The organism is Pseudokineococcus sp. 1T1Z-3 (genome assembly GCF_037482365.1).
GTDB lineage: Bacteria > Actinomycetota > Actinomycetes > Actinomycetales > Quadrisphaeraceae > Pseudokineococcus.
In genome coordinates this window covers 85,257-109,073 of the sequence record NZ_JBBHZF010000024.1, presented here as the reverse complement: position 1 = coordinate 109,073, position 23,817 = coordinate 85,257, and the positions used below count along the sequence as shown (strand labels likewise).

Annotated in this window: 21 protein-coding genes; 1 reads left to right on the top strand and 20 read right to left on the bottom strand. The window is 77.3% G+C overall.

Features of this window, described 5'->3' with window-relative positions:
• Positions 1 to 37: 37 nt before the first annotated feature.
• The 20 genes from WDV86_RS10490 to mraZ all read right to left on the bottom strand — a co-directional run bounded on the left by WDV86_RS10490 (position 38) and on the right by mraZ (position 22,248).
• Entirely contained in the window at positions 38 to 943 is a 906-nt protein-coding gene (locus WDV86_RS10490; protein WP_339567579.1) for an RluA family pseudouridine synthase, read from the bottom strand.
• Positions 944 to 953: 10 nt separating this feature from the next.
• On the bottom strand, positions 954 to 1,604 hold the full coding sequence (gene lspA / locus WDV86_RS10485) for a signal peptidase II (protein WP_339567578.1): 651 nt from the start codon (positions 1,602 to 1,604) through the stop codon (positions 954 to 956).
• A 29-nt stretch (positions 1,605 to 1,633) separates the two neighbouring features.
• Positions 1,634 to 2,305: a DivIVA domain-containing protein gene (locus tag WDV86_RS10480; protein ID WP_339567577.1), complete on the bottom strand. Its 672-nt coding sequence runs from the start codon at positions 2,303 to 2,305 to the stop codon at positions 1,634 to 1,636.
• 142 nt (positions 2,306 to 2,447) lie between these two features.
• A complete protein-coding gene (locus WDV86_RS10475) occupies positions 2,448 to 2,735 on the bottom strand; it encodes a YggT family protein (RefSeq protein ID WP_339567576.1) in 288 nt (95 codons plus the stop codon).
• A 7-nt stretch (positions 2,736 to 2,742) separates the two neighbouring features.
• Positions 2,743 to 3,330: a cell division protein SepF gene (locus WDV86_RS10470; RefSeq protein ID WP_339567575.1), complete on the bottom strand. Its 588-nt coding sequence runs from the start codon at positions 3,328 to 3,330 to the stop codon at positions 2,743 to 2,745.
• A 54-nt stretch (positions 3,331 to 3,384) separates the two neighbouring features.
• Positions 3,385 to 4,161 (bottom strand): alanine racemase, encoded by a 777-nt coding sequence (locus WDV86_RS10465; protein ID WP_339567574.1) that lies wholly within the window; start codon positions 4,159 to 4,161, stop codon positions 3,385 to 3,387.
• 13 nt (positions 4,162 to 4,174) lie between these two features.
• The gene (locus WDV86_RS10460) at positions 4,175 to 5,095 is read right to left on the bottom strand and encodes a polyphenol oxidase family protein (RefSeq protein ID WP_339567573.1); all 921 of its coding nucleotides are present in this window, start codon (positions 5,093 to 5,095) and stop codon (positions 4,175 to 4,177) included.
• Positions 5,096 to 5,112: 17 nt separating this feature from the next.
• Positions 5,113 to 6,354 carry a cell division protein FtsZ gene (gene ftsZ, locus WDV86_RS10455; RefSeq protein WP_339567572.1) on the bottom strand — a complete coding sequence of 414 codons (1,242 nt, stop codon included), beginning with the start codon at positions 6,352 to 6,354 and terminating at the stop codon, positions 5,113 to 5,115.
• Between the two features lie 456 nt (positions 6,355 to 6,810).
• On the bottom strand, positions 6,811 to 7,869 hold the full coding sequence (locus tag WDV86_RS10450; protein ID WP_339567571.1) for a cell division protein FtsQ/DivIB: 1,059 nt from the start codon (positions 7,867 to 7,869) through the stop codon (positions 6,811 to 6,813).
• Entirely contained in the window at positions 7,866 to 9,383 is a 1,518-nt protein-coding gene (gene murC / locus WDV86_RS10445; protein WP_339567570.1) for a UDP-N-acetylmuramate--L-alanine ligase, read from the bottom strand. The genes WDV86_RS10450 and murC overlap by 4 nt, the downstream gene beginning before the upstream one ends.
• Positions 9,384 to 9,385: 2 nt before the next feature.
• On the bottom strand, positions 9,386 to 10,429 hold the full coding sequence (locus tag WDV86_RS10440) for a UDP-N-acetylglucosamine--N-acetylmuramyl-(pentapeptide) pyrophosphoryl-undecaprenol N-acetylglucosamine transferase (RefSeq protein WP_445263028.1): 1,044 nt from the start codon (positions 10,427 to 10,429) through the stop codon (positions 9,386 to 9,388).
• A 59-nt stretch (positions 10,430 to 10,488) separates the two neighbouring features.
• Positions 10,489 to 11,859 (bottom strand): putative lipid II flippase FtsW, encoded by a 1,371-nt coding sequence (ftsW, locus tag WDV86_RS10435; RefSeq protein WP_339567568.1) that lies wholly within the window; start codon positions 11,857 to 11,859, stop codon positions 10,489 to 10,491.
• Positions 11,860 to 11,862: 3 nt separating this feature from the next.
• A complete protein-coding gene (gene murD, locus WDV86_RS10430; protein WP_339567567.1) occupies positions 11,863 to 13,461 on the bottom strand; it encodes a UDP-N-acetylmuramoyl-L-alanine--D-glutamate ligase in 1,599 nt (532 codons plus the stop codon).
• Positions 13,458 to 14,549, bottom strand: a complete 1,092-nt coding sequence (mraY, locus tag WDV86_RS10425; protein WP_339567566.1) for a phospho-N-acetylmuramoyl-pentapeptide-transferase — start codon at positions 14,547 to 14,549, stop codon at positions 13,458 to 13,460. Before mraY ends, murD begins: the two co-directional genes overlap by 4 nt.
• Positions 14,543 to 16,078: a UDP-N-acetylmuramoyl-tripeptide--D-alanyl-D-alanine ligase gene (locus WDV86_RS10420; RefSeq protein ID WP_339567565.1), complete on the bottom strand. Its 1,536-nt coding sequence runs from the start codon at positions 16,076 to 16,078 to the stop codon at positions 14,543 to 14,545. Before WDV86_RS10420 ends, mraY begins: the two co-directional genes overlap by 7 nt.
• Positions 16,075 to 17,757 (bottom strand): UDP-N-acetylmuramoyl-L-alanyl-D-glutamate--2,6-diaminopimelate ligase, encoded by a 1,683-nt coding sequence (locus WDV86_RS10415; RefSeq protein ID WP_445263027.1) that lies wholly within the window; start codon positions 17,755 to 17,757, stop codon positions 16,075 to 16,077. Before WDV86_RS10415 ends, WDV86_RS10420 begins: the two co-directional genes overlap by 4 nt.
• 139 nt (positions 17,758 to 17,896) lie before the next feature.
• Positions 17,897 to 19,747: a peptidoglycan D,D-transpeptidase FtsI family protein gene (locus tag WDV86_RS10410; RefSeq protein ID WP_339567563.1), complete on the bottom strand. Its 1,851-nt coding sequence runs from the start codon at positions 19,745 to 19,747 to the stop codon at positions 17,897 to 17,899.
• Positions 19,747 to 20,406 carry a hypothetical protein gene (locus tag WDV86_RS10405; protein ID WP_339567562.1) on the bottom strand — a complete coding sequence of 220 codons (660 nt, stop codon included), beginning with the start codon at positions 20,404 to 20,406 and terminating at the stop codon, positions 19,747 to 19,749. Before WDV86_RS10405 ends, WDV86_RS10410 begins: the two co-directional genes overlap by 1 nt.
• A complete protein-coding gene (rsmH, locus tag WDV86_RS10400) occupies positions 20,403 to 21,413 on the bottom strand; it encodes a 16S rRNA (cytosine(1402)-N(4))-methyltransferase RsmH (protein ID WP_339567561.1) in 1,011 nt (336 codons plus the stop codon). The genes WDV86_RS10405 and rsmH overlap by 4 nt, the downstream gene beginning before the upstream one ends.
• A gap of 403 nt (positions 21,414 to 21,816) precedes the next feature.
• Positions 21,817 to 22,248, bottom strand: a complete 432-nt coding sequence (gene mraZ / locus WDV86_RS10395) for a division/cell wall cluster transcriptional repressor MraZ (protein WP_339567560.1) — start codon at positions 22,246 to 22,248, stop codon at positions 21,817 to 21,819.
• 522 nt (positions 22,249 to 22,770) lie between these two features.
• Here mraZ and WDV86_RS10390 point away from each other — a divergent pair.
• On the top strand, positions 22,771 to 23,811 hold the full coding sequence (locus WDV86_RS10390; protein WP_339567559.1) for an AAA family ATPase: 1,041 nt from the start codon (positions 22,771 to 22,773) through the stop codon (positions 23,809 to 23,811).
• Positions 23,812 to 23,817 lie beyond the last annotated feature (6 nt).

The window sequence follows — 23,817 nt, the reverse complement described above, 5'->3', positions numbered from 1 at the left end:
GCGAGGGGAGAGGACCGACGCCGCGCGCGGGGCGGCGCTACTCCTGCAGCCGCCGCAGCGCCTCGGCCAGGTCGTCCGGGTAGGTGCTCTCCACGGCGAACGGCAGCCCGGTGCCGGGGTGGACGAAGCCGAGGCGGACGGCGTGCAGCCACTGCCGGGAGAGCCCCAGCCGCTCGGCGAGGACGGGGTCGGCCCCGTAGGTGAGGTCGCCGACGCACGGGTGGCGCAGCGCGGACATGTGCACCCGGATCTGGTGGGTGCGCCCGGTCTCCAGGCGCACCTCCAGCAGGGACGCGGCCCGGTGGGCCTCGAGCGTCGAGTAGTGCGTGACGCTGGGGCGCCCGCCCTCGACGACCGCGAAGCGGTGGTCGGCGGTGGGGTGGCGCCCGGTCGGCGCGTCGATCGTGCCGGCGCTCGGGTCGGGGTGGCCCTGCACGAGCGCGTGGTAGGTCTTCTCGACCGTCCGCTCGCGGAAGGCCTGCTTGAGCGCGGAGTACGCCCGCTCGCTCTTGGCGACGACCATGACCCCGGACGTGCCGACGTCGAGGCGGTGCACGACGCCCTGGCGCTCGGCCGCCCCCGACGTCGCGACGCGGTAGCCGGCGCCGGCGAGCCCCCCGACCACCGTCGGGCCCCGCCAGCCGGGGCTGGGGTGGACCGCGACGCCGACGGGTTTGTCGACGACGAGGAGGTCGTCGTCGTCGTGCAGGACGCGCAGCCCGGGGACCGGCTCGGCGACCACGGTCGGCGGCGCCGGCGGGTCGGGGATCTCGACCTCCAGCCAGCCGCCGTCGGGCAGCCGGTCGGCCTTGCCGACCTCGCGGCCGTCCACGCGCACCCCGCCGGCCTCGGCGACCTCCGCAGCGCCGGTGCGCGAGAGCCCCAGCAGCCGGGCGAGGGCCGCGTCGACGCGCTGGCCGACGAGCCCGTCCGGCACGGGCATGGCGCGGACCTCACCCACGGGCGTCGCCCTGCTGGCCCTCGCCGGCACCGGTGGCACCGCCACCGGCGTCCTCGCCGTCCTGGTCGTCGGCCGGGTCGCCGTCCTGCGCACCGGCGGGGTCACCGTCCTGCGCACCTCCGGCCTCGCCGCCCTTCTCGCGGGTCCCGTCGACGCCGACGCCCCGGACGGTGAGGAGGACGACGAGCAGGGCGCCGGCGACGATCGCCGAGTCCGCGAGGTTGAAGACGGGCCAGCGGGGAAGGCGGAGGAAGTCGACGACGTGACCTTCCGCGAAGCCCGGCTGGCGGACCAGCCGGTCAGTGAGGTTGCCGACCGCACCGCCGAGCAGGAGTCCCAGGGCCGTGGCCCACCCGCGCGAGCCCACGCGCCGGGCGACGAGGACGATGGCGACGACGACGCCGACCGCGACGACCGTGAGCAGCCACGTCAGGCCCGTGGCCAGGGAGAAGGCGGCACCGGGGTTGTACAGCAGGTACAGGTCCAGGACGCCGGGCACGAGCGGGACCGGCTGGCCCTCGACGAGGTAGGCGACCGCGAGGACCTTCGTCACCTGGTCGGCGACGTACAGCGTGCCGGCGACGGCCGCGAGCAGGAGGAGGAGCCGCCGACGACGACGAGGCGCGGCGCCCGTGGTGGGCACCGCGCCGTCGGCGGCGGGTCGTCCTGCGGTCAGCTGTGACCGCCGTCGGCGCTGGCCGGGACGACGGCCGCGGAGCCGTCGAGGTCGGCCAGCTGGCCCTCGAGGTAGGCCCGCAGCCGGGAGCGGTACTCGCGCTCGAAGCCACGCAGCTCGTCGATCTTGCGCTCGAGCAGGCTGCTCTCCCGCTCCAGGGCCCCGAGCTCGGTGACCCGGCGCTCCTCGAGGGCGGCGAGGGTGGTCCGCTCGGTCTCCTGCGCGGAGGTGACCAGGCGCTCGGCCTCGACCTGGGCCTCCAGGACCAGCCGGTCGCGCTCGACCTCGCCCGCGCGCACGTGCTCGTCGTGCAGCCGCTGGGCCAGGGCCAGGACGCCCGCGGCGCTGCCCGCCGACGCCGGCGCGACGTCGCCTCCGGCGTCCACCTCCGACGGGGCGGACGCGGCGGGCTCGGCCGCGGGGGCGGGCTCCTCGTCCACCGGCGCTGCCGCCGCAGGGGCGTCCTCGACGACCGGCGAGCCCGCCGTCGACGCGCCGGTCTCGGACGGCCCCTCTGCCGGCTGCCCCGAGGCGGACCCTGCCGCGAGGCGCTCGAGCTCCGCGACGACCTCGTCGAGGAACTCGTCGACCTCGTTCTGGTCGTAGCCCTCACGGAACTTGGTCGTGGTGAAGACCTTGCTCGCCACGGACTCGGGCGTCAGAGCCATGCGGGTGCACCTCGGTGTCGTCGGTCGCCTCGCGACCGCGAGGGCTGCTCGACCGTAGCGGACGGGCACCGGCGGGTGCGACGACTCGGGCGCTGCGGTGAGGGGCCTGGGCGCTGCGGTGAGGGGCCAGGGGCCCGCCGGGTCAGCCGAGGGACTGCAGGACGCTGCGCAGGATGGTCAGGCCGAGGAACAGCACGATGAACGCGAGGTCGAGCTGGATCTGCCCGAGCCGGATCGGCTTGATGAAGCGACGCAGCCACCGCAGCGGCGGGTCGGTGAGGGAGTAGACGACCTCGGCGACGACGAGGACGACACCGGTCGGGCGCCAGTCGCGGGAGAAGACCTGGATCCAGTCGAGGACCAGCCGCCCCAGCAGGACGATGATGTAGAGCAGGACGACGAAGGCCAGCAGCTCGAAGATCAGCGACACGGACGGCCTAGCTCTGGTTGAAGAAGGAGCTCGAGCTCCCCGTCCGCTGCGGGCTCGACTGCTCCGCGGTCACCTCGACGTGGGCCGGGGAGAGCAGGAAGACCTTGCTCGTCACGCGCTCGATGGAGCCGCGCAGGCCGAAGACCAGGCCGGCGGAGAAGTCGACCAGACGCTTGGCGTCGGCGTCGTCCATGTCGGTGAGGTTCATGATGACCGGGACCGACTCGCGGAAGCTCTCGCCGATGGCCTTGGCCTCGTTGTAGCTGCGGGGGTGGATGGTCGTGATGCGGCTGAGGTCGCCGCCCAGCGGCTCGGGCACGACGCGTGACATGGAACGCTCCCTGATCGGCGTGACGGCGGCCCGGTGGTCGGACGCAGGGCGCTCGGGGCCGGAGCGGTCGGACCCGGAGCGGTCCGTCAGGGCGCGGTCGCCGCGACCGTCGGCCCGCTGCTCGCGCTCGTCGGCCGCCCGGTCGTGGCTGCGGGAGGACCGGTCCTCCCGGCGCCCGTCGTCGTAGCCGTCGAGCTCGTCGTCGCGAGGGTCCTCCTCGGCCAGCCCCAGGTACACGAACGTCTTGCGCAGCGCGCCTGCCATGTCACTCCCTCGATGCCCGCTCTTCGGTCCCGCCCCTGCCGGCCAGCCGGGACGCTACCCGAGCGGCGGGCGCTCGCCGAGGACGGCGCGCCCGACACGCAGGTGGGTCGCCCCGGCCGCGACGGCCTCCTCCAGGTCGCCGGTCATGCCCGCCGACAGGACGACGGCGCCCGGGTGGTCGGCGCGCACCGCCGCGGCCAGCCCGGCGAGGCGGGCGAAGGCGCGGTCGGGCGGGAGGCCCTGCGGCGCCACCGCCATCACGCCGTCCAGGCGCAGGCCGGGGGTGGCCGCCACGTGGTCGGCGAGCGCGGGCAGGTCAGGGGCGGGCACCCCGCCGCGCCCGGGGTCCCCGTCGCCGTCGAGGTCGACCTGCGCCAGCACCGGCAGCACCCGCTCCGCCCGCCGCGCCCCCCGGGCCAGCGCGTCGGCCAGGCGGACGCTGTCGCAGGAGTGGACGAGGGCGGCCCAGCCGGCGACGGCCGCGGCCTTGTTGCGCTGCAGCCGGCCGAGGAAGTGCCACCGGAGGCCGTCGTCGGCGCGCACCTGCACTCCCCCCACCGCCTCGGCGGCCGCGTCGGGCCAGCCGGCGGCGAGGACCTCCTCCCGCTTGGCCCGCGCCTCCTGCTCGCGGGCCTCGCCCACGTCGCGCACCCCCAGGCGCGCGAGGGCGAGCACGTCCGAGGCCGGCCACGTCTTCGTCGTCACGACGACCCGAACGCCCGAGGGAGGTCGGCCGGCGGCCGCGCAGGCCCGCTCGACGCGGGCGTGCAGGCCCTCGAGCGCCGACCGGAGCTGGGCGGCGCGCTCGTCGCCGGCCGCCGCGCCGCTCACCGGTGCACCGTCCTCACGCGGGCACCCAGGCGAGCCCGGCGAGGCGGCCGCTGACCGCGCCGTCACGGCGGTAGGACCAGAGGTCGGCGCGCTCGGCCGTGCACCCGGGCAGCTGCTCGACCGGGACGCCCTCGCCGTGCAGCTGCTCCAGGACGACGGCGGCGACGTCGAGCGCGGGGCCGCCCTCCCACGTCGTCGTCGCGGCCACGGGGCTCACGGCGGCGACCTCCTCCCGCAGCGCGAGCGGCACCTCGTAGCAGCGCCCGCAGATGCTCGGCCCGAGCACGGCGACGACGTCGCGGGCACCCAGCACCCGCATCGCCTCCAGCGCACGCAGGGCCGTGCCCGCGACGGCGCCCCGGCGGCCGGCGTGGGCGACGCCGACGACACCGGCCGCGGGGTCGGCGAGGAGCACGGGCACGCAGTCGGCGACCAGGACGGCCAGAGCGAGCCCCGGGACGTCGGTGACGGCGGCGTCGACGGCGGGCACGTCCCCTGCTGCCCGCCCGGGCCTGGCCCCCGGGCCGGCGCCGGCGGCCGGCGGGGGCGCCGGCTCCTCCCGCAGCACGGCGACGTCCGCCCCGTGCACCTGCTGCAGGTACTGCACGGACCGGGCGCCGCGGCCGGCGAGGTCGGCGGCCAGGGCCGCGCGGGCGGCCAGCACGGCGCGCTCGTCGTCCCCGACGTGCAGCGCGAGGTCGAGGCCGGCGTAGGGGCCGGCGGGAGGCACGACCTCGGCCGTCGCGGCGCCTCCGCCGCCCGGGCGACGTCCCGGCGGCGTCCAGCCCGGACCCTGCCGCGACGTGTGGGCGAGCACCGCGCCGGGGGCGCCGTCACGACCGCCGGGCAGGGCCCGCGCCCACGGGAGCAGGTCGACGCCGAGGGCACCGGCGGTCCCCCCGTCGCGGGCGACCGCGGCGCCCTGGGACGCCACCGGCCGCGGTGAGGTGCTCAGCGCAGGAAGTCCGGCACGTCGAGGTCGTCGTCCGAGCCCCGCCCGCTGCGGCTCCACGCCGGGCCCGAGTCGAGGGACTGCGGGCGCCCCTGGGCCTCGGCCGGCTCGGCCTCCACCTCGGCGTCCGCCCCCTCGGGCGCGCCCTGGTCCTGCCTGCGGGACCCGAAGGGCGAGCTGACGTCGTCGCCGCCGGCCGGGGCCTGCTGCTGGCGCGGGGGCGCGCTGCGCGCCGGCTGCTGGCGCGCCTGCGGGGCCGCGGCGCCCGCCCGCTCGTCCCGGCGGCGCGAGGGCGTGCCGCCGTCGAAGCCTGCGGCGATGACGGTGACCCGTACCTCGTCGCCGAGGGCGTCGTCGATGACGGCGCCGAAGATGATGTTGGCCTCGGGGTGCGCGGCCTCCTGCACGAGGCGGGCCGCCTCGTTGATCTCGAAGAGGCCGAGGTCCGAGCCGCCCTGCACGGAGAGCAGGACGCCGTGGGCGCCGTCGATGCTCGCCTCCAGCAGCGGGGAGGAGATGGCCTGCTCGGAGGCGAGGACGGCGCGGTCGTCCCCGCGCGCCGAGCCGATGCCCATGAGCGCGCTGCCGGCGCCCTGCATGACGCTCTTGACGTCGGCGAAGTCGAGGTTGATGAGCCCCGGCGTCGTGATGAGGTCGGTGATGCCCTGGACGCCGGACAGCAGCACCTGGTCGGCGGAGCGGAAGGCGTCGAGCATGCTGACGGCGCGGTCGCTGATCGACAGCAGCCGGTCGTTGGGGATGACGATGAGGGTGTCGACCTCCTCGCGGAGGCTCTCGATGCCGCTGTCGGCCTGGTTGGCGCGACGGCGCCCCTCGAAGGTGAAGGGCCGGGTGACGACGCCGATCGTCAGCGCGCCCTGCTCGCGGGCGATCCGGGCGACGACGGGCGCGCCGCCGGTGCCGGTGCCGCCGCCCTCGCCCGCGGTGACGAAGACCATGTCGGCGCCACGCAGCGCCTCCTCGATCTCCTCCGCGTGGTCCTCCGCGGCCCGCCGCCCCACCTCGGGGTCGGCGCCGGCGCCGAGCCCACGCGTGAGCTCGCGGCCGACGTCGAGCTTGACGTCGGCGTCGGACATGAGCAGCGCCTGGGCGTCGGTGTTGACGGCGATGAACTCGACCCCCTTGAGGCCGACCTCGATCATGCGGTTCACGGCGTTGACCCCGCCGCCGCCGATGCCGACGACCTTGATGACGGCGAGGTAGTTCTGCGGTGATGCCACGAGGCGAGCCCTTCGCTGGAGTTGGTGCGTCGTCTGAGGTGGTGCGTCGTCTGATGTGGTGCGTCGCTTGGGATGGTGCTGCGGTCGGCGGCCGGGGCCAACCATCACCCTCAAGTTGAGGGTTATAGTTATGTCCGGTCCGTGCTGGGGTGAACCGTAGGTGCCTCGCCTCGCCGTTGTCGACCGCCGCGCCGGGACACGCCGCGACACGCGGGCGACGACGACGTCGTCACACGCCACCACCCCCGCACCACCGCGGACCACCAGGGTCGACACGCCGCCACCAGACCCGCGAGGTCCGCGCTCACCCAGCCCTAACCCAAAATGTCCGCGGACCGCGGACCCCGCGGGTCGACCGACTGGGGGCACCACGCCGCGGCGGACGGCACGGTCGGCGCGGCCGGCCCCTGCCCGCGCCCTACCCCGGGCGCGCACGCGCGCGGCTAGGGGTCGGTGTCAGGCGTCGCGGGTGACGGGCCAGTCGGGGACGCTGACGTCGTAGACCGCGGCGGCACGGGGCAGCAGCGCCGCCAGGACCTCGGCCTTGAGCGCGGTGTCGGCCGCGGAGCCCCAGACCACCTGCGCACCTGACCGCAGCTGCAGCACCACGCCGTCGCGGCTCGTGCCGCCGGCGGTGGCGACCTGCTCGCGCAGGTCGGGCGGCAGCTCGTCCAGCACCCGGGTGACCGCCTCGACCGTGCCCGGCCCCGCGGTCGCGAGGTCCACCTGGACGACGGGGACGTCGGCGGGCGGCTCGGGCGTGGACATCACCGTGACGGCCGAGCGGTCGACGACGTCGAAGCCCCCGGGCACCGGCAGCGCCGCGACGGGGACGCGCTCCAGGACCCGCACCTCCAGCGTCGAGGGCCACACGCGCGCCACGACGGCCGACTCCACGAGCGGCAGGTCCTCCAGCTGGCGCTCCAGGCCCCCGACGTCGACCCGGGCCAGCGGCACGTCGCGCGACGGGTCGACGACGCCGGCGACGGCGGCCGGGTCCAGCCGGTCCAGGCCGAGGACGCCGACGTCACGGACGACGAGCAGCGGCGAGGCCAGGAGCGCCCAGGCCGCTCCCCCGACGAGGACCAGGACTGCCAGCGTCACGAGCAGGGGCTTGAGCAGCGCGCGCCGCTGCTGGCGGGCCCGCGCCGCGAAGCGACGGGCCGTGCCCGGCGGCACGACCCGCCGGTAGGTGGCACCGACCCCCGAGGCGAGCTGCTGGCCCCGCGCCGGGGCGGGCCCCACCTCGTGCGCCGACGTGCCCTCGGGCCGGCGCACGGGCCGCCGCCGCAGGTGCACGGCGACCGGTGGCCCCGGGCGCCCGTCGGTGTCGCGCCCCTCACCGCCCCCGGCGAGGGCGGGCGTGGGCTCCTCCAGCAGCAGTCGGTCCTCGACCGTGACCGCTCCAGCGGGCCCGCCACCCTCGACGCCCTCGGCCTCCACCGGGGCGGAGGGGCCCGCAGAGGCCCTCGGCGCCGGCGGCCGCGGGCGCGGGGCGACCGGGCGCCCGCTCACGAGCTCCTCCCGAGGCGTGCGAGGGCCTCGCCCGCGACCATCGTCACGTCACCGGCACCGACGGTCAGCAGCAGGTCCCCGGGCCGCGTGCGCGCCACCGCGGCAGGGGCGGCGTCGCCCCACGACGGCACGTACGCCACCCGCTCGGGCGCCAGCGGCACCGCGGCGGCGACGAGCGCGCCTGACACCCCGGGCACCGGGTCCTCCCGCGCGGCGTAGACGTCCATGACCACCACCTCGTCGGCGGCGCCCAGCGCGACGCCGAAGTCGACCGCGAAGTCGAGCGTCCGGCTGTAGAGGTGCGGCTGGAAGACGACGACGAGCCGCCCCTGCCCCGCCACCTGCCGGCCCGTGGCCACGGCGGCCGCCACCTTCGCGGGGTTGTGGGCGTAGTCGTCGTAGACCCGCACCCCGCCGGCGGCGCCGCGCGCCTCGAAGCGGCGGCGCGTCCCGGTGAAGCCCTCGAGCCCGTGGGCGGCGACGTCCGGGGCGACACCGAGCCGGGTGGCGGCCGTGTACGCCGCCGCGGCGTCGAGGGCGTTGTGCGCACCCGGCACCTCCAGCTGCACCCGCCGTGGCGCGCCGTCCTCCGCGTCCGCTGCCGCACCGGCCGCGGCGTCGACCAGCCCGAAGGCGATCCGGCCGCCCCGGGGGTCGAGGTCGACGAGCCGCACGTCCGCCGTCGCCGCCAGCCCGTAGGTGACGACGCGCGGCCAGGCCCCCGGCTCACGCTCGCCGGCGTCCCGCACCGCCGCCGCGAGCCGGGCCGCCCCGGGGTCGTCGGCGCACACGACGAGCGTCCCGCCAGGGCGCACCCGGCCGGCGAAGGCGGCGAAGGCCCGCCCGACGGCGTCGGCGTCGCCGTAGTGGTCGAGGTGGTCGGGCTGGACGTTGGTGACGACGGAGAGCTCGGGCGCGTAGACGAGGAAGGACGCGTCGGACTCGTCGGCCTCGGCGACGAAGAGGTCGCCCGTGCCGTCGTGGGCGTTGGTGCCGGCGCCCGTCAGCTCTCCCCCGACGGCGAAGGAGGGGTCGAGCCCGGCGTGCTGCAGCGTGACGACGAGCATCGACGTCGTCGTCGTCTTGCCGTTGGTGCCGGCGACCGCGACGGCACGCCGGTCGGCCATGAGCGCCTGCAGCCCCTGCGAGCGGTGCAGCACGCGCAGCCCGCGCTCGCGGGCGGCGACCAGCTCGACGTTGTCGCTCCGGACCGCCGAGGACGCGACGACCGTCCCGACCCCCTCCAGCCGGGCGGGGTCGAAGCCGACCGCCACCCGGCCACCGACCGCGCGCAGCGCCGCCAGGACGGGGACGTCCTTCGCGTCGCTGCCGCTGACGGGCAGCCCCCGCGCGAGCAGCACCCGGGCGATGCCGGACATCCCGACCCCGCCGACGCCGAGCAGGTGGACCCCGCCGAGCTCGGCCGCGGCGGGCACCGGCTCGGTGACGTCGAAGGCCAGCGGCACCGGGCCGCCCGACAGCGGGTCGTGCAGCGGCGGCACGCCGGTCACCACGCTCACGACCGTCCCGCCGCGGCCAGCACGAGGTCGGCGAGCCGCTCGTCGGCGTCGCGCACTGCGCTGGCCTGGGCGGCGGCCGCCATCGTCGCGAGCGCGGCGGGGTCGGTGAGCACGGGCACCAGGTGCTCGCGCAACCACGCGGGGTCGAGGTCGCCGTCGGCGACGAGCAGTCCGCCGCCGGCCTCGACGACGGGGGCGGCGTTGCGCCGCTGCTCGCCGTTGCCGATCGCCAGGGGCACGAAGGCGGCGGGCAGCCCCACGGCGCTGACCTCGCAGACCATGCCGGCGCCCGCGCGGCACAGCGCCGCGTCGGCCGCGGCGTAGGCGAGGTCCATGCGGTCGGTGTACTCCAGCACCCGGTGCACGGGGCCGCCGGCGACCTCGGCCGTCCGCACCGGCTTGCCGGCCCCCGTCAGGTGCAGCACCTGCACGCCCGCGGCCGCGAGGTCGGGCCACGCGCTCTCGAGGACCGTGTTGAGCCGCTGCGCGCCGAGGGAGCCGCCCGTGACGAGCAGCGTCGGCCGGTCGGGGTCCAGGTCGAAGTGCGCGCGCCCCTCGGCGCGCAGGGACGCCCGGTCCAGGTGCGCGACGGCCGGCGACATCGGCAGCCCGACCCGGACGGCACGCCGCAGCGGCGTCCCGGGGAACGTCGTCGCGACGTGCGGGGTCAGCCGCGCCCCCAGGCGGTTGGCGACGCCGGGCCGCGCGTTCTGCTCGTGCACGACGACGGGCACGCCGCGGCGGCGGGCGGCCAGGTAGGCCGGGACGGCGACGTAGCCGCCCATCCCCACGACGACGTCCGCGCCACCTGGCCCGCACCGGCCGATCGCCTCGTCGGCGGCGGCGACGGCGGCGCGCAGCCGACCCGGCAGGGCAAGCATGTCCCGGGAAGGCTTGCGCGGCAGCGGGACGCGCGGGACGACGGCGAGCTCGTAGCCGCGGGCGGGCACCAGGCGCGACTCCAGCCCCTCGCGCGTGCCGAGCGCCAGCAGGGCGGCGTCGGGGTGGCGCCGACGCACGGCGTCGGCGAGCGCGAGCATCGGGTTGACGTGCCCGGCGGTGCCGCCGCCGGCGAGGAGGACGGAGGGCGCGGCGTCGTTCACCGCGCCGCCCGGCGTCCCGCCCGCCGCCCGAGCGGCGAGGCGACGACGAGCGAGCGGCGCACCACGCCGGCCCGGGCCGCGAGCAGCTCGGGGGCGCCCGGCTCGGTGCGGGCGAAGGACAGGACGACGCCGAGCGCGAGGAGCGTCGCGACCAGCGCCGAACCCCCAGAGCTGATGAGGGGCAACGGCACCCCGATGACGGGCACGAGCCCCAGGACGACGGCCATGTTGACCATCGCCTGGCCGACCACCCACGCCATGACCCCCGCCGTCGCGATCTTGGCGAAGGGGTCCTCGTGCCGCCGGATGACCCGCATGCAGCCGACGGCCAGGCAGGCGAAGAGCGCCAGCACGAGCAGCGTGCCGACCAGGCCCAGCTCCTCGCCGATGATCGAGAAGATGAAGTCGTTGTGGGCCTCGGGCAGGTAGGACCACTTCTCGCGGCTGGAGCCGAGCCCGAGCCCGGTGACCCCGCCGCTGGCCAGCGCCATGAGCCCGTGGGCGGACTGGTAGCAGCCGGCCTGGACGTCGCACTCGCCGGACAGGAAGTCCCCGATGCGGGTCATCCGGTTCTGGCTCGTGAGGACGAGCAGGGCCGCCACGCCGACGAGAGCCGCCGCGGGCGCGAGCAGGATCTTGATCGGCACCCCGCCGACCCACAGCGCCGCCGCGATGACGAGCATGATGACCATGCCGGTGCCGAGGTCGCGGCCCAGCAGCACGAGGCCGAGCACCCCGCCGGCCACCGGCACGACGGGGACGGCGACGTGCTTCCAGTCCCGCAGCAGGGGTGCCTTGCGGACGAGCACCGCCGCCATCCACACGGCGAGGGCGAGCTTGGCGAACTCGGCGGGCTGCAGGGAGAAGCCGCCGACCCGGATCCAGTTCTGGTTGCCGCCGACGTCCTGGCCGGCGACGACGACGACGAGCAGGAGCGCCGCGGCGAGGCCGACCGCGGGCCACGCCAGCGCCTTCCAGGCCGCGACGGGCACCCGCGAGGCGGCGTAGGCCAGGGGCACGCCGAGGACGGCGAAGCCGAGCTGGCTCGTGAACTCGGCGAACGGCGAGCGGTCCGCCTGCATCGACTCGACGCTGGAGCTCGACAGCACCATGACGAGGCCGAGGACGACGAGCACGCCGGTCGTCGCCGCGAGCAGGTAGAAGCTCGTGGCGGGGGTGTCGGCCCGGGCCAGCCAGCCGGTGAGGACGTCCCCCGCGTGCGCCAGGGAACCCCTGGCCCGCGCGAGACGACCGGCCGGCCGGTGCTCGCCGCCCTGCTCGTCGCCCGACCGGCGCTGCGGCGGGACCCCGCGGGCCTGACGGTCCGCCTGCTGGTCGGCGCTCGGGCTGGGCGTGCGCGTGGCCACGGCTCAGCCCCGCCTGGCGAGGCGATCGCGCACGGCGGCGGCGAAGGCGTCGCCGCGGGCCCCGTAGTCGGTGAACTGGTCCATCGACGCGCACGCGGGCGCCAGCAGGACGACGTCGCCGGGACGCGCGGCGTCCCCGGCCAGGGCGACGGCGCGGTCCATCACCGCGCGCCCGCCCAGCTGCCGAGCCTCCAGCTGCCCACCGACCTGCTGCCCACCTGCCCCGCCCACCGGGTGATCCTCCGTCGCGGGCACCTCCAGGACGGGGACCTCGGGCGCGTGTCGGGCCAGCGCGCCGCGCAGCGGGGACGGGTCGAGCCCGAGCAGGACGACGGCGCGCAGCCGCCGGGCGTGCCGGGCGACGAGCTCGTCGAAGTCCGCGCCCTTCGGCAGCCCGCCCGCGACCCACACGACGGGGTCGTAGGCGGTCAGCGACGCCGAGGCGGCGTGCGGGTTCGTCGCCTTCGAGTCGTCGACCCAGCGGACCCCGCCCGCCTCGCCGACCAGCGCGATGCGGTGCGCGTCGGGCCGGTAGCCGCGCAGCGCCGCCCGCACCGCCGCGGGCGGCACCCCGTGGGAGCGGGCCAGCGCCGCGGCGGCCAGGGCGTCGGAGACGACGTGCGGGGCCGGGCCGGTGCCGCCCGAGGCGCCGAGCAGGTCCTCCAGCGTGCCGAGCTCGGCGGCCGAGTCCGCCCGGCCGTCGACGAAGGCACGGTCGGCGAGCACGTCCTCGACGACGCCGAGCATCCCGACCCCCGGCACGCCCAGCGTGACGCCGATGGCGCGGGCGCCCTCGACGACGTCGGCCTCGCGCACGAGGGCCTGCGTCGCGGGGTCGGCGACGTCGTAGACGCAGGCGCGCTCGACGCCCTCGTAGATGCGGCCCTTCGCGGCGGCGTACGCGCCCATGCCGCCGTGCCAGTCGAGGTGGTCCGGCGCCAGGTTGAGCACGGCGGCCGACTGCGCCGCGATGCTCGCCGACCAGTGCAGCTGGTAGCTCGACAGCTCGACGGCCAGGACGTCGTAGGGCTGCGGGTCGACGACGGCGTGCAGCACCGGCACGCCGACGTTGCCGACGGCCGCGGTCCGCAGCCCTGCCGCGGCGAGCATGGCCGCGAGCATCCGCGTCGTCGTCGTCTTGCCGTTGGTGCCGGTCACCGCGAGCCACGGCGCCCGCGCCGGGCTGCCGACCGGGGCCTGCAGCCGCCACGCCAGCTCGACGTCGCCCCAGACGGGCACGCCCGCCGCCGTCGCCGCCACGAGCAGCGGCGACGTCGGCCGCCAGCCGGGCGAGGTGACGACGAGGTCGGGGGCCGTGCCGTCGACGTCCGGCAGGCGACCGGCGAGCGCGGTCGCGGCGTCGTCGCCGAGCCGCACGCGGACGTCGAGCACGTCGAGGACCCGCGCCTTCTCGACCTCGTCGGCGCCGGCGCGCGCGTCGAGCACGAGCACCCGCGCGCCGCGCTGGGCCAGGGCGTCCGCGGCGGCGAAGCCCGACGTCCCGAGCCCGGCGACGACGACGCGCAGCCCCGCCCACTCCCCTCTCGCGTCGAGCAGCCCGGCGGTCCGCCGGGTCACCGGCTGGTCGGGCGACGCGGTCACAGCCCCGTCCCCACGACCCACTCGGCGTAGAAGATCCCGAGGCCGAGCGCGGCGAAGAGCACCGCGACGATCCAGAAGCGGATGACGATGGTCACCTCGGCCCAGCCGGCGAGCTCGAAGTGGTGCTGGAGCGGAGCCATGCGGAACACGCGTTTCCCGGTGAGCTTGAAGCTGCCGACCTGGATGACGACCGACAGCGTGATGATGACGAAGAGGCCGCCCAGCAGGACGAGCAGCAGCTCGGTGCGCGAGAGGATCGCGAGCCCGGCGAGCGCGCCGCCGAGGGCCAGCGAGCCGGTGTCGCCCATGAAGATCTTGGCGGGCGAGGCGTTCCACCACAGGAACCCGAAGCAGGCACCCATGAGCGCCGCGGCGACGACGGCGAGGTCGCGGGGGTCGCGCACCTCGTAGCAGTTGGGCCCGGCCGTCGCGACCGCCTGGCAGCTCTGGTTGGACTGCCAGACCCCGATGAGGACGTAGGAGCCGGCCACCGCCGTCGTCGCGCCCGTCGCCAGGCCGTCGAGGCCGTCGGTGAGGTTCACCCCGTTGCTGGCGCCGGCCACCATGAGCAGCGCCCACAGGACGAACAGGAACGTCCCCACCAGCGCGCCCGCGAAGGCGAGGTCGACGCCCGTGTCGCGGATGAAGCTGACCGAGGTCGACGCCGGCGTCCGGAAGCGCTCGTTGGGGAACTGCAGCGCCAGCACCGCGAAGACGACGGCGACGCCCACCTGCCCGGCGAGCTTGGGCAGGCTCCGCAGGCCGAGGCTGCGCTGCTTGGAGATCTTGATGTAGTCGTCGAGGAAGCCGACGACGCCGAGCCCCGTCATGAGCAGCAGGACGAGCAGCCCCGACGCCGTCGGCGGGTCCAGGGTCGCGAGGTGCGCAGCCAGGTAGGCCAGGACGGTCGCGGCGACGATGACGAAGCCGCCCATCGTCGGGGTCCCGCGCTTGGTCTTGTGGGTCGTGGGGCCGTCGTCGCGGATGAACTGGCCGTAGCCCTTGCGGACCAGCCAGCGGATGAAGACGGGCGTGCCGAGCAGGGACAGGACGAGCGCGACGCCCGCGGCGACGAGGACGGTCAGCACGCGGCGCCCTCCTGCCGACCTGCGGTCGAGGCGTCCCCGCCGCCGGTGGGTGGGGCGTCGGCGACGAGCTGCTCGCCGAGCGCGCGCAGCCCGGCGGCGTTCGAGGACTTCACGAGGACGACGTCGCCGGGCGCCAGCTCGGCCCGCAGCAGGGCCAGGGCGGCGCCGGCGTCGGCCACGTGGACGGCCTCGTCGCCCCAGGAGCCCTCGTGCTGGGCGCCGGAGTGCACCGCGCGGGCGCCGGGGCCGACCGCGACGAGGTGGGAGACGTTGAGGCGCACCGCGAGCCGGCCCACGAGGTCGTGCTCGTGCGTGCTCGCCGACCCGAGCTCGAGCATCTCCCCCAGCACCGCCCAGGTCCGCCGTGGCGTCCCGTCGGGCCCGCGGCGCATCGCGACGAGCGCCTTGAGGGCGGCCCGCACCGACTCGGGGTTGGCGTTGTAGGCGTCGTTGACGACCGTGACGCCGTCGGCCCGCTCGGTGACCTCCATCCGGTACCGGCTCGCCGGCTCGGTGGTCGAGAGCAGGTGCGCGACCCGCTGCAGCGGCAGCCCGGCCTGCAGCGCCACGGCCGCCGCGGCCACCGCGTTGGCGACGTGGTGCTCGCCGACGAGCCGCAGCGCGACGGGCGCCTCCTGCGGGGCGGCCTCGTCGGCGCGGGCGTCGGCCCCGAGCCGCGTGCGCAGCGTGAAGGTCGCCCGCCCGCTCGCGTCGAGGTCGACGTCGTGCGCCCAGACGTCCGCGCCGGCCTGCGCGCCGGAGCCGCGCACCCCCAGCACCCGCGCGCGCGTGCGGCCGGCCATCCGGGCGACCCGCTCGTCGTCGAGGTCCAGGACGGCGACGCCGTCCTCGCCGAGGGCCGCGGGCAGCTCGCCCTTGGCCGCCTCGACGGCGTCGACCGAGCCGAACTCCCCGACGTGCGCGGAGCCGACGTTGAGCACGACGGCGACGTCGGGCGGGGCGACCCGGCACAGCGCGGCGATGTGCCCGGCGCCGCGGGCGCCCATCTCCAGCACGAGGTAGCGCGTGGCCTCGTCGGCCGCGAGCACCGTCAGCGGCAGCCCGACCTCGCCGTTGTAGGACAGGGGCGTCGCCGTCGTGGGGCCGAGCTCGGCGAGCAGGACGGCCAGCAGGTCCTTCGTCGTCGTCTTGCCGGCGCTGCCGGTGAGGCCGACCACGAGCGCGCCACGGGCGTGCAGGGCGTCGACGGTCCACCGGGCGAGCGCCTCGAAGGCGGCCTGGACGTCGTCCACGACGACCTGGACCCCGACGGGGGCGCCGTCAGGGCCGGTGACCTCGCGCGCCACGAGGCACGCGGCGGCGCCGGCGGCCACGGCGGCCGGCACGAAGTCGTGCCCGTCGGCGTGGGCGCCGGCGCGCGCGACGAAGAGCCCGCCGGGCTGGACGGCGCGGGAGTCGGTCGTGGCGGGTGCGCTCACGTCGCGGTGGCCGTCGCCGGCCGACGTCGCGGCGGTGCGCAGGGCGCCGCCCACGACCTCGGCGAGCGCGGTGGGGGTCAGGGTGATCATGTGTCGCCGTCCGTGTCGTCGCCCGGGTCCTTGCCCGGGTCCTCGTCCGTGCTCCCGGCCGGCCCGCCCAGCTCGACCAGCGCCGCCCGGACCTCGTCGCGGTCGTCGAAGGGGTGCACCACCCCCGCGACCTCCTGGCCCCGCTCGTGACCCTTGCCGGCCACGAGCACCGTGCCGTCGGGCCCGGCGGCGGCGAGCGCCACCCGGATCGCCCGGGCCCGGTCACCGACCTCCTGCACCCGCGGCGGCCCCTCCGGCCCCGGCCCCGGTGCACCGGAGGCGCCGGGCACGCCGACGGCACCGGCCAGCACGGCCGCCCGGACGGCCGCCGGCTCCTCCGAGCGGGGGTTGTCGTCGGTGACGACGACGACGTCGGCGCAGGCGGCTGCGGCGGCGCCCATGGGACCGCGCTTGCCGCGGTCGCGGTCGCCGCCGGCGCCCAGGACGACGACGAGCCGCCCGCTGGTGCTGGGGCGCAACGTCTCCAGGGCGGCGGCGACCGCGTCGGGGGTGTGGGCGTAGTCGACGAGCACGCGCGGTGCGCCGGCCGGCCCGGGCACGAGCTGCAGCCGGCCGGGCACCTGGCCCGCCGCGGCGAGGCCGCGGGAGACGTCGTCCTCGTCGAGGTCCCCCAGCCCTCGACCTGCCAGCCCTGCACCCGCCTCCAGCAGCATGACCGCCGCGAGCGCGGTGTTGGCGACGTTGAAGGCGCCCGGCAGCGGTGCGCGGGTCGAGAACGTGCGCCCGTCGCGGGCGCGCAGGTCGACGTCGGTGCCGTCCGGGCCGGCCTCGCCGGCGACGGCGTGCCAGTCGGCGTCGACGTCAAGGCGCGTGCTCACGGTGACCACGGGCACCGTCGCCGTCGCGGCGAGCCGCCGGCCCCAGGCGTCGTCGACGACGACGACGCCGCGGCGGGCGCGGGCCGGGGTGAAGAGGCTCGCCTTGGCGGCGAAGTAGTCCTCCATGCCGGCGTGGAAGTCGAGGTGGTCCTGGGAGAGGTTGGTGAAGCCGGCCACGTCGAGCACGAGGCCGTCGACGCGGTGCAGCACCAGCGCGTGGCTGGAGACCTCCAGCGCGGCGGCGTCGACGCCGGCGCGGGCCATCCGGGCGAGCAGGGCGTGCAGGTCGGTCGCCTCCGGCGTCGTGCGGACGCTCGCGACCACCTCGCCCGCCACGCGCGTCTCGACGGTGCCGACCAGCGCCGTCGTCCGCCCCGTGGCCGCCAGCGCGCCCTCCAGGAGGTAGGCCGTCGTCGTCTTGCCGTTGGTGCCGGTGACCCCGAGCAGCACCGGGCCGGGCCCGCGGCGGTGCACGCCCGTGCCGTGCACGCGGGCGGCCAGGTCGCCCAGCACCGCGCGCGGCTCGGGCACCACGAGGACCGGCACGCCGTCGACCCCGGGACCCAGGCGGTGGGCGCCGCCTGGGTCGGTGAGGACGGCCACCGCGCCCGCGGCGACCGCACCGCCCGCGTGGTCCGCCCCGTGGGTGCGCGCCCCCGGCAGCGCCGCGTAGAGGTCACCGGGACCGGCGGCGCGGGAGTCGAGCACCGCGCCCGTGACGGTGACGCCGTCGGGGGCGCGCCCGAGCAGCCGAGGCCCCGGGAGGGCGGCCACCAGGTCCACCAGCCGGACCCCCTGCGCGGCAACCGGTCCGACCGACGACGACCCCGGGGAGGTCATGCCGACCCCCGTGACCGAGATGTCCGGCTGCTCCCGCCGGGTCTCCCCGGGCAGGCAGCTCCGGGTCGGTCTCGGCACCGGGCGAGGCTACCGGCGCGCCGCCGGTCCCCTTCCTGGGCCGGGCCGCGCACGAGCGCGCTCACCACTCCTGCGGGTAGAGGCGCGCCGGCTCGGTGGAGGGCGTCACGCCCCGCGAGGTCATCGCGTAGGACATGACGTCCTGGAAGACGGGCGCGGCGACCTGGCCGCCGAAGTAGCCGTTGGTGGGCCGCTGGACGATGACGGCGACGACGACCTCGGGGTCCTCCGCCGGCGCGTAGCCGATGAAGGAGCTCGTGTAGCCGCTGTAGCCGCCCCGGTCGTCGGGCGCCTCGGCCGTCCCGGTCTTGCCGGCCACGCGGTAGCCCTCGACGGCGGCGTTGCCGCCCGTGCCCTCGGCGACGGCCCCCTCCAGCATGGTCGAGACCTGCTGCGCCGTCTCCGCGCTCACGGCGCGGACGCCGGGCGCCTGCGGGGCGGGGTGCTCGGTGCCGTCCGCGTCGACCGTCGCGGCGACGAGGCGGGGCGGCACCCGGACGCCGTCGTTGGCGACGGTCGCGAAGACCTCGGCCGCCTGCAGGGCGTTGACCGACACGCCCTGCCCGAACAGCACGGTGAACTGCTGCCGGCCGTCCCAGGCCTCCGGCTGGGCCAGGATGCCGCGCGCCTCGCCGGGCAGCTCGATGCCCGTGGACTGCCCGAAGCCGAAGCGCTCCATGTAGTCGTGCCGCTGCTCACGGCTGAGCAGCTCGCCCGCCATCACGGTGCCCGTGTTGGACGAGGTGCCCAGCACGCCGGCGAAGGTGAGGTGCTCGACGTCGTGGTAGTGGGAGTCGCGGAAGCTCTGCCCGTTCGAGGCCTCCCAGCGGTAGGGCACGACGAAGGGGGTGAGCGGGTCGACGACCCCCTCCTCCAGCGCGGCGGCCGCGGTGATGACCTTGCTCGTGGAGCCTGGCTCGAAGATGTCCGAGACCGCCCGGCTGCCGAGCTCCTCGGGCCGCGCGGCGGCGAAGTCGTTGGGGTCGACGGAGGGGGACTCGGCGAGGGCCAGCACGTGCCCGGTGCCCACCTCGAGGGCCACGACGGCGACCCACTCGGCGCCCGCCTCCTCGCGCGCCGTGGTGGCGCGCTCCTGCGCCGTCCACTGCAGGTCGCGGTCGATCGTCAGGCGCACGTCACCGCCGGGGACGGGCTCGACCAGCTCGCTCTCCCCCATGGGGATGGCCTGGCCCATGCGGCCGCGCTCGACCCGCTGGGAGCCGTCGACGCCGCGCAGCTCCTCGTCCATGACCGCCTCGACACCGCCCAGGCCGGCGTCGTCGTGCCCGTCGGCGTAGCCGGTGTACCCGAGGAGGTTGCCGGCGAGCCGGCCACCGGGGTACTCCCGCGACCAGCGCCGCTCCGAGGTGATGCCCGGGACGCCGAGCGCGGCCACGCGGTCCCACAGCTCGGGGGTGATGCCGCGCGTGACCATGCTCCAGCGCGTGCCCTCGCGCGTGAGGGCGGCGCGGACGGCGTCGGGCTCCAGGCCCAGCAGCGCCGACAGGTCGGTGACGGCGCCGTCGACGCCCTGAGCCACGACGACGTCGTCGTCGTCCTCGCGCACGTAGCCGTCGACGATGGTCGGGTCGGCGACGACGTCACGACGCTCGACGCTGGTCGCGAGCACCTGCCCCCCCGCGTCGAGGATCTCCCCGCGGGGGGCGGGGACGAGCGTGGTGAGGCCCATCCGGTCGGCGAGGGCCCGGTCGGCGACGGCGCTCGCGTCGACCGCCTGGACCTGGACGAGCCGTCCGGCGAAGACGACGAGCAGCGCGAGGACCGCGGCCAGCAGCAGCCGGGCGCGTCGCTCGGGCCGCACCAGGGGGCGCGCGACCGCCCTGCTGCCGCTGGACGTGCCCGACCGGCTCGGGCCGGGCGGGGTGCTCCGGCTCCGGGTGTCGCGTGCCATCAGGGCTGGGCCTCCTCGTCGGCCTGCTCGTCGGTGACCTGCTCGTCGGTGACCTGCTCGTCGGCGTCCTGGGCGGCCTGGCCGTCGGCGGGGTCGGTCGCGGCCTCCTCCGGCGCCGGCGGGGGCTCGGGCGCGGGCACGGGCTCGCCCACGACGGTGCCGTCGGGCAGCGTCACGAAGCCGGCCGCGCCGGCCGGGACCATGCCCAGCCCGGCGGCGCGCCGGCCCAGCTCCTCGGGCGAGGACGTGCGCTCCAGCGTCTCGGTCAGGGCCTGGCGCTGCTCGGCCGCCGCCTGCTGGCGGGCCTGCACCTCGTGGAGGTGGTAGGCGCCGTGGGAGAGGGAGATGTTGAGCGAGAGCACCGCCAGCAGCGAGGCCAGGACCAGGACGCCGCAGAGCACGCCGAAGGGCAGGCGCCGGCGCGAGGAGGGGGGCGGCGGCAGGAGGCGGACCCGCGGCTCGGCCGCGGGGCGCTGCTCCGGACGCCGCGACGGGGCGGCCGAGCGCGAGGCCGCGGCTCCCGGGCGCACGGCCCGGGCGGCGGGGGCCCGGCCGCTCGCCGTCCGCGCGAGCGCGCCGGGGCCGGCCGCACCACGCACCCCGGACCGGCCGACGAGCCGGCCGCCCGTCGTCGCGGCGGCCGCGCGGGCGGCGCTCACGCGACCCCCCGCTCGACGGTGCCCTCGCGCAGGCGCTCGGCGGCCCGCAGCCGCACCGAGGCCGCGCGCGGGTTGAGGGCGGCCTCGGCCGCGGGCACGGTCTCGGCGCCGCGGGTCAGCAGGCGAAGGCGGGGCGCGTGCTCGGGCAGCTCGACCGGCAGCTCGGGCGGCGTCGTGCTGGCCGCGCCGGCCGCGAGCACCTGCTTGGCGATGCGGTCCTCCAGCGACTGGTAGCTCATGACGACGAGGCGGCCGCCCACCGCGAGGGCGTCGAGCGCGGCGGGCAGCGCCGCCCGCAGGGCGTCCAGCTCGCCGTTGACCTCGACCCGCAGCGCCTGGAAGGTGCGCTTGGCCGGGTTCCCGCCGGTCCGCCGCGTGGCCGCCGGGACGGCGTCGCGGACGAGGTCGACGAGCTGCTGCGTCGTCCGCAGGGGCTCACGACTGCGGGCGGCGACCACGCGGTCGGCGATGCGCCGGGCGAACCGCTCCTCGCCGTACTCGCGCAGCACCCGGGCCAGGTCGGCGGCCGGGTAGGTGGCGAGCACGTCTGCGGCGCTGACGCCCCCGGCCTGGTCCATCCGCATGTCCAGCGGCGCGTCGCGGGCGTAGGAGAAGCCTCGCCCGACCTCGTCGAGCTGGAGGGAGGAGACGCCCAGGTCGAACAGGACCCCGTGCACCCGGTCGATGCCGAGGTCGTCGAGGGCGTCGGCGATGCCGTCGAAGACGGTGCGGCGCAGGTCCACCCGGTCGGCGTGCGGCGCGAGGCGGGCCTGGGCGAGGGCGAGCGCCTGGGGGTCGCGGTCCAGCCCGACGAGCCGCACCTGCGGGCACGCGGCGAGGAGGGCCTCGGCGTGCCCGCCGAGGCCGAGCGTCGCGTCGACGACGACCGAGCCCGGCTCCTGCAGCGCCGGGGCCAGCAGCTCGACGCACCGCTCCAGCAGCACCGGGACGTGCCGCGCCGACCCGGGAGCGCCGGCGGGCGGGACGGCGTCGTGCTCGTCGGTCATCGCCCCTCCTCCTCCGCGGCCGCGCCGCTGGTCCGTGCTGGTGGTGCCCCGTGCTGGTGGACCCGTGCTGGTGGACCCGTGCTGGTGGTGCCCCGCCGGACGGTCTGGTCCCCACCCGCTCCGGCCGGCCCGGTGCCTGGCGCCGGGGAAGTGCGCCAGGTCCCGGACGGCAGGAGCGGCTGGAGGCCGGGCCGGACGCCGAGGTGCAGGTGTTGCGGTGGTGCGGTGGTGCTCAGGTGGTGCTGGGGTCGCGCGGGGTGGTGCTGAGCGGTGCGGGGCGATCGTGCGATGCCTCGCCGCGCGGTGCGGGGAGGCGCGCGGCGCGTCGTCGTGGTGACGGGACCCGCTGCGCTCCAGTGAGACTGATGTGACAGGTGTGACAGCGGGACCGTCGGCGGAAGAGTCAGAAGAGGCCGGGGACGACCTCCTCCGCCGTGCTCGAGAAGGCGGGCTCCTGCTCCTCCAGGTAGGTCGACCAGGCGCCGGCGTCCCAGATCTCCAGCCGGGTCCCGGCGCCGATGACGACCAGGTCGCGGTCGAGGCCGGCGTAGGCCCGCAGGGGCTGGGGCACCGTGATGCGCCCCTGACGGTCCGGGACCTGGTCGAACGCCCCGGCGAGCAGGACGCGCGCGTAGTCCCGGGCCTGCTTGCTCGTCACGGGCGCCCGGCGGAGCTGCTCGTGCAGCTCCTCGAACGCCCGCTCCGGGAACACGTAGAGGCAGCGTTCCTGCCCCTTCGTGACCACCAGTCCGGCGGCCAGCTCGTCCCGGAACTTCGCCGGGAGGATGAGCCGACCCTTGTCGTCGAGGCGCGGGGAGTGCGTGCCGAGGAACACCGGCCGCTCCTCCCCGAGGCCTGGTCTGCCCCACCTCGCCCCGGTGGTCCCGGGTCCGGCGAGGCCGACGCCGCCCCAACTGCTCCGACGTGCTCCACCGTACTCCACTTCCCTCCACCGTCAACGCCCCATCGGCCCGGCCCGTCACCCGGACGGAGCAGCCGGGACAGCGTCACCGCAGGTCAGCGCGTCAAGGGGCCGCACGGTGGACGGTGGGGGGCGGTGGAGGACCCGCCCACCCGCGACGTCCACGCGGGCCGCCGCGCCGCCCCGAGCGCGACCCCGGCCGCCCCACGACCGCCGGAGCGCCCGGCGGGCCGCCGCGCCGGGCCCTCTCGCGGGGCCGACCGGAGGCGGACGGCGCCGCGGCCCGTGCCGGTGGGGGGAAGTGGAGGGGTCGCCTCGGCAGCGGCTCCGGGCCGGCCCAGCGAGAAGGCCGAGGAGGGCCGCCCAGGGAGCAGACCCAACGAGAGGTCCCAGCACGAGGGTCGGGCGCGGCGGCCCCTCACGTACCGTGCGACGGTGACGTCGACGAGCGCGCCACCCGCCGCGCAGGCCGCGAGCCGCCCCGGCGACGCGCCGGCACCGCCCTCGCCCACCGAGGCCGAGGACGCCGCGCGCCTCGCCGGTGGCGTCACGGACGCCGTCCGCTCGGTGGTGCGCGGCAAGGACGCGGTGGTCGAAGCCGCCGTGACCGTGCTCGTGGCCGGCGGCCACCTCCTCGTGGAGGACGTGCCGGGCGTCGGGAAGACGGTGCTCGCGACGGCGCTGGCGCGGGCGGTCGACCTGCCCACCTCCCGCATCCAGTTCACGCCGGACCTGCTGCCCAGCGACGTGACGGGCGTGAGCATCTGGGACCCCTCGGAGCGCCACTTCACGTTCACGCGCGGGCCCGTCTTCGCGGGTCTCGTCGTCGCCGACGAGATCAACCGCGCGTCGCCGAAGACGCAGTCCGCACTGCTGGAGTGCATGGCCGAGCGGCACGTCACGGTCGACGGCACGAGCCACGCGCTGCCCGACCCCTTCTTCGTCGTCGCCACGCAGAACCCCGGTGACATGGAGGGCACCTACCCGCTCCCCGAGGCGCAGCGAGACCGCTTCACCGCTCGCCTGTCGCTCGGCTACCCGGACCCCGCGGACGAGGTCGAGGTCCTGCTGGCCCGCTCCGGCGGCGCCGCGCACGACCCGTTGGCGCGGTTGCGCCCGGTCGCCTCGGCCGCCGACGTGCGCGCCCTCGTGGGCCTGGCGTCCCGCGTGCACGCGGCGCCGGCGCTCGTGCGGTACGTCGTCGACCTCGTCGGCGCGACCCGGGCCCACCCGGCCCTGGCCCTCGGTGCCTCGCCGCGGGCGGCCCTGCACCTGCTCGGCGCCGCGCGGGCCCGCGCCCTGCTCGACGGCCGGCCGCACGTGCTGCCCGACGACGTGCAGTCACTCCTCGTGCCCTGCCTGGCCCACCGCCTCGTCAGCGGGGACGACGTCGACGTGGCCGCGGGCGGGCGCGCCGCCGCCGCAGCCCTGGAGGACGTCCTCGCCACGACGCCGCTGCGCGCCGAGGCGCGCTGACGCGGC

Excerpts from the sequence above, each read along its gene's own strand:
- WDV86_RS10480 (WP_339567577.1), bottom strand. The coding sequence starts at position 2,305 with ATGGCTCTGACGCCCGAGTCCGTGGCGAGCAAGGTCTTCACCACGACC.
- rsmH (WP_339567561.1), bottom strand. The coding sequence starts at position 21,413 with ATGACCGACGAGCACGACGCCGTCCCGCCCGCCGGCGCTCCCGGGTCG.
- WDV86_RS10470 (WP_339567575.1), bottom strand. The coding sequence starts at position 3,330 with ATGGCAGGCGCGCTGCGCAAGACGTTCGTGTACCTGGGGCTGGCCGAG.
- WDV86_RS10440 (WP_445263028.1), bottom strand. The coding sequence starts at position 10,429 with ATGCTCGCGCTCGCCGACGCCGTGCGTCGGCGCCACCCCGACGCCGCC.
- WDV86_RS10420 (WP_339567565.1), bottom strand. The coding sequence starts at position 16,078 with ATGATCACCCTGACCCCCACCGCGCTCGCCGAGGTCGTGGGCGGCGCC.
- WDV86_RS10415 (WP_445263027.1), bottom strand. The coding sequence starts at position 17,757 with ATGACCTCCCCGGGGTCGTCGTCGGTCGGACCGGTTGCCGCGCAGGGG.
- WDV86_RS10410 (WP_339567563.1), bottom strand. The coding sequence starts at position 19,747 with ATGGCACGCGACACCCGGAGCCGGAGCACCCCGCCCGGCCCGAGCCGG.
- WDV86_RS10490 (WP_339567579.1), bottom strand. The coding sequence starts at position 943 with ATGCCCGTGCCGGACGGGCTCGTCGGCCAGCGCGTCGACGCGGCCCTC.